The organism is Streptomyces sp. P9(2023) (genome assembly GCF_032436795.1).
Lineage (GTDB): Bacteria > Actinomycetota > Actinomycetes > Streptomycetales > Streptomycetaceae > Streptomyces.
Genome location: NZ_JAUPWM010000584.1, coordinates 1 through 261, shown reverse-complemented (window position 1 = coordinate 261; position 261 = coordinate 1). Strand labels below are relative to the sequence as shown.

Annotated in this window: 2 rRNA genes; both read left to right on the top strand. The window is 54.4% G+C overall.

The window, feature by feature from the left end:
* Nucleotides 1-76 (top strand): 23S ribosomal RNA (locus Q5762_RS38775); the annotation flags it as partial.
* A 110-nt stretch (nucleotides 77-186) separates the two neighbouring features.
* Nucleotides 187-261, top strand: a 5S ribosomal RNA gene (gene rrf, locus Q5762_RS38770); the annotation flags it as partial.

Below are 261 nucleotides of genomic sequence, written 5' to 3'. Positions count from 1 at the left end.
TGGGTTGATAGGCCGGATGTGGAAGCCCAGTAATGGGTGGAGCTGACCGGTACTAATAGGCCGAGGGCTTGTCCTCATTTGCTCGCGTCCACTGTGTGGTTCCCGGGTTGCGAACAGTCGCACCGGTTGAACCAGTTCCACTTACTTAATTGAAAAGTGTGCTTGTTCGCTAGAACCCGATTGGGTTTCGGTGGTCATAGCGTTAGGGAAACGCCCGGTTACATTCCGAACCCGGAAGCTAAGCCTTTCAGCGCCGATGGT